Here is an 11,922-nt window from a genome sequence, read left to right as displayed (position 1 = left end):
ATCCCCCACCATCTCGATATGAAACAATGGCGCATAATCCCCGTCGCGCTTCTGGCGGCGGCATCCGCGTTGGCCTCCGGATGGCAACCCGACAAACTGTTTCCGGGCTATGAGGCCCGTACCGTCGACCAGGGCACAGACTACGACGGGCATGTGCGCTCCACCATCGTGCGCCGCTTGGCCGATTGCCCCGGTTCACGCAAGGGGGTGCTCTACATCCACGGCTACAACGACTACTTCCTACAGCCCGAGATGGGACGCCGGTTCGCCGACTCATGCTACAGTTTCTACGCTGTCGACCTGCGCCGCTATGGCCGGTCGCTGCGCCCCGGCGATCCGCGCTTCGACATACGCGACATGCACGAGTACTTCCCCGACATCGACTCCGCCGTCGCCGACATGAAGCGCCACGGCATCGATTCAATCGTGCTCATGGGACACTCCACCGGAGGCCTCACCACCTCGCTCTACATGTCCGAACACCCCGACACGGCCATACGCGCCCTCGTGCTCAACAGTCCGTTCCTCGACTGGAACCAGAGCGCCGTGCAGGAACGCCTGCTCATCCCTGCCGTGCAGTGCGTAGGAGGATGGTGGCCAAGGCTCACGGTCATGCCCGGTACCAAGTCGGACTATGTACCTACAGGAAGCACGCGCCTCGACCATGGCACATGGTACATCGACAACGACTGGAAACCCGAGGAATGGCCGCGCATCAACGCCGGATGGATTCGTGCAATCGACCGCGCCCAGGACGAACTCCGCCAAAACCCCGGAGCGATAAAAGTGCCGGTGCTGCTCATGCACAGCGACCACACCTTCCGGAAGGGCGACCGCCCCACCCTGCGCGACAGCTCCGACACCGTGCTCGATGTGGCCGACATCTCCCGCTACGGTCGCCCGCTCGGCACATCCGTCACCGAGGCCACCGTGAAAGGCGGCACACACGACCTCGTCCGTTCAGCCCCCGGCATCCGCGAAGCCGCCTACCGCACCATCTTCTCTTGGCTCGACAGCAAAATGCCCGACAAAGGCCGGCAAAAACCCTGAAGCCCCCTAACCTCCCTACTCTCCTTAATCTCCATAACCTCCCTATTCTTCTTATTCTCCCTACTCTCCCTAATCCCGACCCAATCAATAATTGATAAAAGATGAAAAAACTATCGCTCACACTGCTTGTTGCAACAGCATCCGCGCTGTCATTCACCTCATGTTTCGGCGACAGCGATGACGACAACAAAATCTTCACCATCGACCCGCCTTTCGTAGTAGTCCCCGGAGATGCCGTGATTCTCTCGGCCAACGAGACAGCAAATTGCTACATAGTGAAGCCAGGCTCATTGGTGGCCTTCTCCACAGCATTAAAAGGCAACTCCACCACCGAGACCACAGGCGACGTAGCCGCATGCCGGCTGCTCTGGAGCGACACCCCGAAACTGATCGAGACCGTCTATTATGTGCCTGGTGAAAAGATGGCCGTCGTAGATGCAGGAGATGGTATTGAGGGCAACGCCGTTATAGCCGCCACCGACCCCAAAGGCACCATACTTTGGAGCTGGCACCTGTGGATTACCGACTACGACCCCGACGCCTCTGCCTATACCACACAACCCAACGCCTCCGGCACCACATGGACATTCATGGACCGCAACCTCGGGGCATTGAGCGCCAAGCCTTCCGATAAGTTCCGCACCCACGGCATGCTATACCAGTGGGGACGCAAGGATCCTTTCCCCGCGCCATCCGACTCCACCAAGATGGAAGAGGACTCATACGAATACCTCCCTGGGCGCGACGGAGAGACAGTGTTATACGATATCGAAGGCAACACCCTACCGGCCATACGCACGCTGACGAAGTACCACGGAACTATAGCAAAGTCAGTGACCAATCCCATGACATTCTATGCGATGACCTACCGCAACACCGGCGAGACCGACGAGCAAGGAAACGAGATAGTGGTCAACGACCCCCTCACCGGCGATTGGACCGACCAGAGCGATGACGACCTCTGGGGTGGAGAATCAGGGAAAAAGACCATCTACGACCCGTGTCCTCCGGGATGGAAAGTACCCGTAAGCGATACCGACGGTAACACCCCATATGACTGGATGAAATTCGCCTCAATGACATGGAGCGACGAAAATCTCGGCGCCATACAGGACGGACAATGGTTTCCCGCCTGCGGCACACGTGTCTATGCCTCGGGTGGATGCGACCTCGGCCATGACAACCCCTACGGTGCCATGTGGTTCGGCACAAAGGGTAAAGCGTCCTCCGACCTCGCCACCTACCCCACCCTTTACGGCCAGTACATGTTCATCATCAACGGCAAACGTACCTTCAAGGTCAACAAGGACAAGCGCTCCCAGGCAATGTCGCTCCGCGCTGTCCGCGACACAAAGCAGTAACCACAGTAACAACAATAACAACGGTAGCAACAGTAACCACAAAGCCAACACCGCGTTTCATTATTAACGCCTACAAGGAGATCAGGGAAATATTGACCTTGATCTCCTATTTGTTTAATCTCATGTTTGTAGTCCCTAATCTCCATATTCTCCCTAACATCTTATTCTCCCTATTCTCTCTAATCTCCCTACTCTCCTTAACCTCCTTATTCTCCCTAATCCCCATCAATCACTCCACCTGCTGCCAATCCACCGATAGCGGATATGCTATACACCTCCCCTTACCACAATTTTTCCATCATGGTAGGCGATATGTTATTATTTTACATTGCAAATGTATACAACCTTTCCAATACACCCCCTCTAAAAACCAATCTTTAACATTATTTTAACTCATATCGCATTTTCGCCCCTATTCATCCAATATCATCGCCTCCCCGTCAGCGTTCCGTAGGGATGCACCCCCGGTGCATCCGCTGCACAGCCGCCTCCATCCCTGAGGATTCTCAATGGAATCCCGACGTACTGTCCTGTCCGCGTACTGTCCCGGACAATCCGGACAGTGTCCGCGTTGTCCTGCAACTGTCCCGGACAGGACAGCCGGGACAACCGGCTGCAACAAAACAAGCCCGCCAGACCCGTCCGACCCACAAGCCCGGCAATCCCAGCAATCCCCACAAAAAACGGAGGTGTGCCGAAAAAATCCGGCACACCTCCCAGTCTCATTCATTTCTTCCGCCTATATTCCGGCTTCAGCCGATCAGCGGGCCGATACCTTGCTTACCTTGTCGCCGCGCTTCTCAACATAGATTCCGGATGCCGGACGGGAGGGAAGCCTTACACCCTGTAGATTGTAATACTCGGCAGGTATCCCGGCGGCAGCGCCATCGTCTGACGGCGATATAATACCGGAAAGTCCGCCTGCAGGTATCTTCACACGGAAATGCTCACCGGTAGAGGTCCAACCGCCGTCGAAATAATCACGCTCGCCATACCAAAGTCCCCAGTTGCGGAATTCAATAGTGCCATCGACAAGCGTGCCGAACTCTGCCCCGGCATCTTTTATCTCATCCAAAGTCCAGCCGCTGTCAAGCAGATTGGCCACTGTCGAGGTCACGCGTCCCTCCCCAAAGCCGAAATCTGTACCTATTGGCGAATTCTCGATGTAGACATGGGCCGGATCTTCGGCATGGATGTATATGTAATGGGCATGCCCCGCATGGGTCACGGCCGTATTCCATGGATGTGAAGCATAGGGATTGACCAGACGGAAGAAACCCGCTATCGACTTATGCTTCTGAATCTCCACGTTAAGTTCAAGTTCAGGTATATCCTCGTAGTATCCGGCCACGAACGACTCGTTGTACCATGTCATGCCGAGCGATTCCCATTGTCCCTCCTCATCATCAGAGCCGTAGACATAGGCCGTCTTTTTATCGCGCGGAGCACCGGAGGCATCAAGGGTGGCCACCACAAGCGTATGCACCCCGCGTGATGCGGGAGCAGCCACGATCTCGCCTCCGGCAGCCGTCAAGCCATCCGAAGCAACCTGGGACACATACTCGTCGGTGACTTCCACAAGTCCTTTCTTGAGCAGGTACTTCACGGAAGCTACATCGCCGCCTGCCTTATACAACACAGGCACATGATTGTCCGACCCGCACCATCCATAGGAGAGATAAAGCGAATAATCATCCTTGACTTCTCCGGAGCCCGGGAGAATTATCTTGAACAACCCGTTTGTAGCGGCATTGATCCACTGCTGATCCCCACTCATTATATCGACAGTGGCTATCGACCGGTCGGGGAAGCTGATAACTCCGTCGGCGAGCGTACCGTACTTATAAGCGGTCGAGGTATCCCATCCTGACTCGGCGCACATCTGCGAGAAAGAATAAATCTCATATTCAGGATAAGGCTCGAAATCCTCTATCCATACCTTGTCGGGATTCTCGGCGTGCACCACCATGTAGGTGGCGTCGGCTCCGCCGAGATATTCGGCGATAGGTGAATACTGATGATAGGGGATGAAGCGGTAAAGCCCGCTCACGGCGGTGCTCTCCTCGATGTCGACAGCCCAATGCTGCCCCGGCTCTATGGTAGGGTCGAGGGCCGTCATAAGATCCTCGTAATACACACCGCTGCCTATCGATTTCCATTCCTGGGCCGAAACCATAGCGCAGCATCCGATAGAGACAGCAACAAAGCCAAGTAGTCTTTTATTCATATTCCATGTGTTTATGTGATAAATCATTTCAATTGGCAAAGATACAGAATACTTTTTTAACACGTGCGATCGGATGCAGGTTTTCGGGAAATAATGCGTAACTTTGCACCTTGAAATTCAAATAAAGCACTACCATCATACGATATGATAGCTGTAAACAACCTCGGCCAACAGTTTGGCAAGCGTGTCCTGTTCCAGGACGTCAACCTAAAGTTCACACCCGGCAACTGCTACGGCATAATCGGCGCAAACGGCGCAGGCAAGTCAACGCTCATGCGCATACTCAGCGACCAGCTCACACCCACACACGGCAACGTCACCCAGGGTCCCGGCGAGCGCATGTCGGTGCTTGAGCAGGACCACTTCAAGTTCGACGATTTCACGGTGATGGACACCGTCCTCCAGGGACACACCGTGTTATGGGACATCATAAAGGAGAAGGATGCAATCTACGCCAAAGCCGATTTCTCCGATGCCGACGGAGTGCGTGCGGCAGAGCTTGAGGAGAAGTTCGCCGAACTCGAAGGCTGGAACGCGGAAAGCGACGCGGCGGCCCTCCTGAGCGGACTCGGCATAAAGGAGGACAAGCACTACATGCTCATGAAGGACCTCAGCGGCAACGAGAAAGTGCGCGTGCTCCTCGCAAAGGCCCTTTTCGGCAACCCCGACAACCTGCTCCTCGACGAGCCTACCAACGACCTCGACCTCGACACCGTGGCCTGGCTTGAGGACTACCTGTCGAAGTTCGAGAACACGGTGCTCGTCGTATCCCACGACCGCCACTTCCTCGACTCGGTGTGCACCCACACCCTCGACATCGACTACAACAAGGTGACCCTCTTCGCCGGGAACTACAGCTTCTGGTACGAGTCGTCGCAGCTCGCCCTGCGCCAGCAGCAGCAGCAGAACAAGAAAGCCGAGGAGAAGCGCAAGGAACTTCTCGAATTCATCCAGCGCTTCTCGGCCAACGTGGCAAAGTCCAAACAGACAACCTCGCGCAAGAAGATGCTCGAAAAGCTCAACGTGGAAGAGATACAGCCATCGTCGCGCCGCTACCCGGGAATCATCTTCACCCCCTCCCGCGAACCGGGCAACAAGATTCTTGAAGTGCACGGTCTGACAGCATCGGTCGATGGCGAGCTGCTGTTCAAGGATGTCAACTTCCAGATCGAGAAAGATGACAAGGTGGTGTTCCTCAGCCGCGACCCGCGTGCCATGACCGCCCTGTTCGAGATAATCAATGGCAAGCGCGAAGCCGACGCCGGCACATTCGACTGGGGACAGACCATCACCACCGCCTACCTCCCCTTGGACAACTCGGCATTCTTCAACACCGACCTCAACCTCGTCGACTGGCTTTGCCAGTGGAGCAACGACTCCAGCGAAATCTACCTCAAGGGCTTCCTCGGCAAGATGCTCTTCTCCGGCGAGGAAGTGCTCAAGAAGGCATCCGTCCTCTCCGGAGGCGAGAAGATGCGATGCATGATAGCGCGCATGATGATGACCGACGCCAACACCCTCGTGCTCGACTCGCCGACAAACCATCTCGACCTCGAATCGATACAGGCGTTCAACAACACCCTGCGGGCATTCAAAGGCAACATCCTTTTCGCATCGCACGACCACGAATTCATACAGACCGTCGCCAACCGTATCATCGAGCTTACTCCCGGCGGCATCATCGACAAGATGATGGACTACGACGACTACATCACCGACGAGCGCGTGGCCGCAGCCAGAGAGCGTCTATATGCCGCCCGGTAATCACTCGCGCAATACCCGTCATATCATTAAGAAACCACATACAAACATGGTAAAACATATAGTAACATTCAAGCTCTCAGGCACTCCCGATGAACGCCGCGAGGTAGCCGAGAAGTTCAAGGAAGCCCTGCTGGCCCTCCCCGCCTGCATCGACGTGCTCCAAAGCATGGAAGTCGGCATCAACGAAAACCCCGCCGAACAGTGGGACGTCGTGCTCACAGCCGTGGTTCCCACCATGGCAGACGTCGATACCTATGCGAAGCATCCCGCCCACGTGGCCGCAGCCTCACTCCTTGCCGCCCACAAAGAGGCCCGCGCCTGCGTCGACTACGAATTTTAGGCAACCCCACAAGCCGGGCAGATCCGCCCAAGTCAGAAATGTCCGACCTGCCCTGCCCGACCCGTATGACCTGTCTGACCTGTCCGACTCCAAAATAAAAATACCAGGAGCCAAAATATGTCCCCTCGGCAAAACCGAATAAAATTTGGTTTTGCCGTTGACTTTTATCCATATCTTTGGCTATCGCCTTAGATACTCACGCTCGGCAAAACCAAATAAATTTGCTTCTGCGCTCGACTTATCCGTATCTTTGGCTTCATAATTGTTATAGCTACATGACATCAGAATTCCGCACAATAGTCCAACCCCTGAAGGACTGCCAGGGATTGGTCACCCACGAAAAGCCGGTAATGCTGCTCGGCTCATGTTTTACCGACAACATAGGCGCATGCCTGTTGCGGGGCGGTTTCCGGGCAAGCGTGAATCCATGCGGCACGCTATACAACCCGGCAAGCATAGCATCCTCGCTTCTTGACATACTCTATGAGCGTCCCTATACCCGCGACGACCTATTTCAACATGAGGGATTGTGGCACAGCTGGAATCACCATTCCAGGTTTTCCGGCACCGATCCAGACGCGGTAGTCGAACACATAAACCAGGCACAGGCAGAAGCATCGTCAATACTGGCTCAAGCCTCGACACTTTTCGTGACCTTCGGCACATCCTGGATATTCCGCCTCACCGAAGAGGGGCGCGTAGTCGCAAACTGCCATAAGAAACCCGCCTCACTTTTCCAGCGTGAAATGCTGAATGTACAGAAAGTCTACGGGCTCTGGAAAAAAATGCTGCGCGAACTACAAGCACGCTATCCCGAATTGAAAACCGTGTTCACCGTAAGCCCCATACGTCATCTTGCCGACGGAGCGCATGGCAACCAGGTGAGCAAATCCACATTGCTCCTTGCCATCGACCAGCTGACTGCGGAATTCAAGGACACGTCGCTCTATTTCCCGGCATATGAGATAATGATGGACGATCTTCGCGACTACCGCTTCTATGCCGCCGACATGCTCCATCCGTCACCGGTAGCCGTAGGTTACATATACGATATATTCTGCCAGTCGTTCATGACATCCGACACGGTGATGAAAGCGTTGCGCTCCGAACGTCAGGCTCGCCGTGAAGCCCATCGCCCCCTTCATGACACTTCAGAGAATAAATAAGAGGTTGTTTAACAAGAAACGGCAAACCGGGTGCCTGTCAACGGTGTTTTAGAGAAAACACCGTTTGCCGATGAATACCAAAGATTGCGTAAAGAAAATATGGGCTGAATGCTTTGACGATACTCCCCAATGGATCGAGATGTTTTTCTCCGAGGCCTATCGCGACGAAGATGCAGTGACTCTGTCGCATGAAGGACAGATCGTAAGCGCCCTTATGCTTCAGCAATATGCCATGGATTTCCATGGATCCATCATCCCGACCGGCTATATCTGCGGAGCCGCCACTCTTCCACAATACCGGAAGAAAGGTTATATGACCGGACTCCTTGGCGACACGCTCCATCAAAGCCATAAACGCGGCGACGTAATATGCGCCCTTATTCCGGCCGACGAAGCATTGTTCCGGTTTTACCAAAATTCAGGCTTCTCCCCGGCCTTCTATATCAATCTTGAGCGTTATTCCTCCGCCCATGTTTTCTATCCGGCGAAAGAGTATATACAAAGAGCGGACATCGACACCGACGAAGCCTACACCCTTTTCAATAATCTGATGATGGAACGCCCATGCTGCATACAGCACGACCGCACACAGTGGCATCAGATAATCGCGGACAACTCTGTCGACGGCGGTATTCCGATTTTCCTTGCAGATGCCTATGGCAATGGATGTGCTATCGCCTTTACGGTTCCCACTGATGAGGATAGCGTACGTGTGACAGACCTGCTTGCCCGTGATGCAGACGCTCGCCTCGGGACGCTCGCCGCCGTAAGGGAAATCTATGGGAACATCCCTATTGAGGTCTACGGTTATTTCGACGCACCCGCCGGGATAGACTCACCGCGCGGAAGCTTGCGTATCATTGATGCCTATCGCCTGCTACGGCTGCTCGCCGAACCATATCCCGGCCTCAAAGCCGCGATAAAGGTGCATGACAGCGTCATCACACCCAACAACCATACCTATATTATAGAAAGAGGCTCTGTGCTGATCAACGATGGCTTCAGAGGCACTTTGGACTATGACATCGACATAGAAGTGCTCGCCTCGATAGTATTCGGCAATGACGTGACGGCTCGCCTGCTCGGATTCCCCGCGACTCGCCCTTTCATATCGTTGATGCTCGACTAAACTGCAGCTATCGGATACGGTCGTAGCTTTTAAGCAAGCGCTCGTCGGCACACATACGTGCACGAGCCCAGATGAAAAACACGACGGCAGCTACAGGCAACCCTATCGTCCAGCGCCAAGCCACCGAATCGTTGTCGGACACCTGGTCAAGCGACAGCACGGCAGCCACAGTAAGAGCCAGCGACAAGAGCGACATTAAAGCTACGACCATAGCCACACGCTTCTGTGCGCGCAGATTATTGTAGAGGAAAATATCGATAAAAGCCACAATAGCGGTGACACAGTTAAGCACAAACAGCGGTATGCAATCAATCGAATGCCAACACACAAATCCGTCGCTCACGCCGATACATGCAGTACCGAGAAATGCAAAAAGTCCCATGGCCAAAACTCCCAGGAAAAGGAGCACGCTCTGCCAACGTTGTATTACCATATCAATTAACAGTCTCGTTAAGAAAATTATTATCAGAACAAAATTAATCAACTTCCGACGAATATGCAACATTATGCTCGGAAGCAATAAGCATTTTGCAATCCAAACGTCCCCGACAAGCGTAGTCCCGGCTATTTCATGTCCTAAAACATAAAAAATTAATGCCTGTTCCATAGCTAAATGTCAGAATTAAATGTTATTTTTGTGTGTCGCATAACGACACGAGACTCTAAATAACCCAGCATTCAAGTTTTTCAATCAAAACAATTTTTGATATGGACATCAACAATATCATCAGTTCCCTCGAGGCCAAGCACCCGGGTGAGAAAGAGTATCTCCAGGCAGTCCGCGAAGTGCTTCTCAGCGTTGCCGACGTCTACAACCAGCATCCTGAATTCGAAAAAGCCAAAATAATAGAGCGCATGGTCGAACCTGACCGCATAGTCACTTTCCGTGTCACATGGATTGACGACAAAGGAGAAGTTCAGACCAACATCGGATACCGCGTACAGTTCAACAACGCCATTGGCCCGTACAAGGGAGGAATACGTTTCCATGCATCAGTCACGCTTTCCATCCTTAAATTCCTCGGCTTCGAGCAGACATTCAAGAACGCTCTCACCACGCTTCCGATGGGAGGTGCGAAGGGCGGTTCCGACTTCTCGCCACGAGGCAAAAGCGACCGCGAGATCATGCGTTTCTGCCAGGCCTTCATGCTCGGTCTCTGGAAAAACGTGGGTCCCGACCGCGACGTCCCCGCAGGCGATATCGGCGTAGGCGGCCGTGAGGTCGGATACATGTACGGCATGTACAAGAAACTTGTCGAGGAGCACAACGGCACATTCACCGGCAAGGGTCTCGACTTCGGCGGATCACGCATACGCCCGGAAGCCACCGGCTTCGGCGCCATCTATTTCGTCAACAACATGCTTGCCCTCCGCAATCAGACTATCAAAGGAAAGACAGTCGCCATCTCCGGATTCGGCAATGTGGCATGGGGAGCAGCCTTGAAGGCAAGTGAGCTTGGAGCCAAAGTAGTCACCATTTCAGGACCGGACGGCTATGTCTACGATCCGGAGGGCATTTCAGGAGACAAGATCCAGTACATGCTTGAACTCCGCGCCTCCGGCAACGACATTGTAGAGCCATACGTAGAGAAATTCCCGGAAGCCAAATTCTTCCCCGGACGCAAACCTTGGGAGCAGAAAGTCGACATCGCCCTACCCTGCGCCACACAGAACGAACTTGACGGCGACGACGCGCGCATGCTCGTTGACAACGGCGTGGAAATGGTGGCCGAGGTCAGCAACATGGGATGTACCCCCGAAGCCATCGACCATTTCATCGAGACGCATACCATCTATGCGCCCGGCAAGGCTGTCAACGCCGGAGGTGTAGCCACATCCGGTCTTGAAATGAGCCAGAATGCCATGCACCTCCAATGGAGTGCCGCAGAAGTCGACGAAAAGCTACACTACATCATGGACAACATCCACGAGCAGTGCGTCAAGTATGGCACACAACCCGATGGCTATATCAACTACATGAAGGGAGCCAACATAGCCGGATTCATGAAGGTAGCCCACGCAATGATGGGACAAGGCATAATATAACAAAGCCTCTACCGATACACATCGGAACCGGCCACTGACAACAAGAAGGGCGGTATGTCAAAATTCGACATACCGCCCTTTTTATGTCCGGACGGAAAGGTGCTGTCATTCATGACCTCGTTACCCCCATCAGGATTCAATCGAGGAAAGCTGAATATATTGAATCGATACGTGCCTCCACCTCGCGATTCATGTTGAAACGGAGCGGATCTGTCTCAAGAGGCGGTGGAGCCGGTTGCGAAGGTTTGATATCCGGTTGTGGCACCGCTGCCGGAGCAGGGGTATTTCTTTTTTTCCGGTGCTTATCGGAAGAGCGAGCCACATGCCCCGACGAATGATAATTGCTGGCATAGTATCTTTCGCCTATATTGCTTATTATCACACCCTTGCTTCCGGAGGCATGCACAATCTTGCCATCGCCCACATACAACCCCACGTGCGAAACTCGGTTTTTATCCCTGCCGGTACTGAAAAACACAAGATCACCTATCATAAGAGCGCCTTTAGCAATTGACTCACAATATTGTTGCTGCTCACGTGATGAACGAGGTATTTTTATGCCGAGAGCCTTTCGGTACACTTCCATCGTCAGCCCCGAACAGTCAGTGCCGTTATAATCCTGTCCTCCGTAGCGGTACGGAGTACCGAGCCATGTAAGGGCTTCATCGACAAGTTTCTTTTGCTCTCCATGCATATCGTGGGTGTCGGGACGGCTGCGGTCAAAACCGCCCACGGTGGAAGTAGCGGCATGGCCGGAGGCACGCACACCCTTGCGCGACGAACGGCATCCCGCAAGCGATAGCAATACGAAAGCCATACATATATATATAAGTGAGCGG

Annotated in this window: 10 protein-coding genes; 7 read left to right on the top strand and 3 right to left on the bottom strand. The window is 53.8% G+C overall.

Translation table 11 applies throughout. The annotated features are described in order from the left end of the window. The first annotated feature begins 18 nt into the window (after positions 1-18). Together QZ303_RS01785 and QZ303_RS01780 are read left to right on the top strand one after the other, a co-directional pair. A complete protein-coding gene (locus QZ303_RS01785; protein ID WP_295728271.1) occupies positions 19-1,050 on the top strand; it encodes an alpha/beta hydrolase in 1,032 nt (343 codons plus the stop codon). A gap of 101 nt (positions 1,051-1,151) precedes the next feature. After that, on the top strand, positions 1,152-2,411 hold the full coding sequence (locus tag QZ303_RS01780) for a hypothetical protein (protein ID WP_295728269.1): 1,260 nt from the start codon (positions 1,152-1,154) through the stop codon (positions 2,409-2,411). A gap of 760 nt (positions 2,412-3,171) precedes the next feature. Here QZ303_RS01780 and QZ303_RS01775 read toward each other — a convergent pair. Further along, positions 3,172-4,638 carry a hypothetical protein gene (locus QZ303_RS01775; RefSeq protein WP_295728265.1) on the bottom strand — a complete coding sequence of 489 codons (1,467 nt, stop codon included), beginning with the start codon at positions 4,636-4,638 and terminating at the stop codon, positions 3,172-3,174. Positions 4,639-4,782: 144 nt separating this feature from the next. Between QZ303_RS01775 and QZ303_RS01770 the strand changes: the two genes are divergently transcribed. The 4 genes from QZ303_RS01770 to QZ303_RS01755 all read left to right on the top strand — a co-directional run bounded on the left by QZ303_RS01770 (position 4,783) and on the right by QZ303_RS01755 (position 9,037). Next, complete coding sequence (locus QZ303_RS01770; RefSeq protein WP_295728263.1) at positions 4,783-6,402, top strand: ABC-F family ATP-binding cassette domain-containing protein; 1,620 nt, start codon at positions 4,783-4,785, stop codon at positions 6,400-6,402. A 46-nt stretch (positions 6,403-6,448) separates the two neighbouring features. Next, complete coding sequence (locus QZ303_RS01765) at positions 6,449-6,742, top strand: Dabb family protein (protein WP_295728261.1); 294 nt, start codon at positions 6,449-6,451, stop codon at positions 6,740-6,742. A gap of 275 nt (positions 6,743-7,017) precedes the next feature. After that, positions 7,018-7,908, top strand: a complete 891-nt coding sequence (locus tag QZ303_RS01760; RefSeq protein ID WP_295728258.1) for a GSCFA domain-containing protein — start codon at positions 7,018-7,020, stop codon at positions 7,906-7,908. A gap of 70 nt (positions 7,909-7,978) precedes the next feature. Continuing rightward, positions 7,979-9,037, top strand: a complete 1,059-nt coding sequence (locus QZ303_RS01755) for a GNAT family N-acetyltransferase (protein WP_295728256.1) — start codon at positions 7,979-7,981, stop codon at positions 9,035-9,037. A 7-nt stretch (positions 9,038-9,044) separates the two neighbouring features. Here the strand turns inward: QZ303_RS01755 and QZ303_RS01750 are convergent, their stop codons facing one another. Then, positions 9,045-9,470, bottom strand: coding sequence for a DUF4293 domain-containing protein (locus QZ303_RS01750; protein WP_295728254.1), 426 nt, complete (start codon positions 9,468-9,470; stop codon positions 9,045-9,047). A 275-nt stretch (positions 9,471-9,745) separates the two neighbouring features. Between QZ303_RS01750 and gdhA the strand changes: the two genes are divergently transcribed. Continuing rightward, positions 9,746-11,083, top strand: coding sequence for an NADP-specific glutamate dehydrogenase (gene gdhA, locus QZ303_RS01745; protein ID WP_295728252.1), 1,338 nt, complete (start codon positions 9,746-9,748; stop codon positions 11,081-11,083). Between the two features lie 136 nt (positions 11,084-11,219). Here the strand turns inward: gdhA and QZ303_RS01740 are convergent, their stop codons facing one another. Next, on the bottom strand, positions 11,220-11,900 hold the full coding sequence (locus QZ303_RS01740) for a C40 family peptidase (RefSeq protein WP_295728251.1): 681 nt from the start codon (positions 11,898-11,900) through the stop codon (positions 11,220-11,222). Positions 11,901-11,922: the final 22 nt, after the last annotated feature.

The sequence above is a fragment of the uncultured Muribaculum sp. genome, assembly GCF_910583865.1.
In the GTDB taxonomy this organism is placed as follows: domain Bacteria; phylum Bacteroidota; class Bacteroidia; order Bacteroidales; family Muribaculaceae; genus Muribaculum.
The sequence above is the reverse complement of the archived record's forward strand: the minus strand, read 5'-3'. Positions and strand labels throughout refer to the sequence as shown.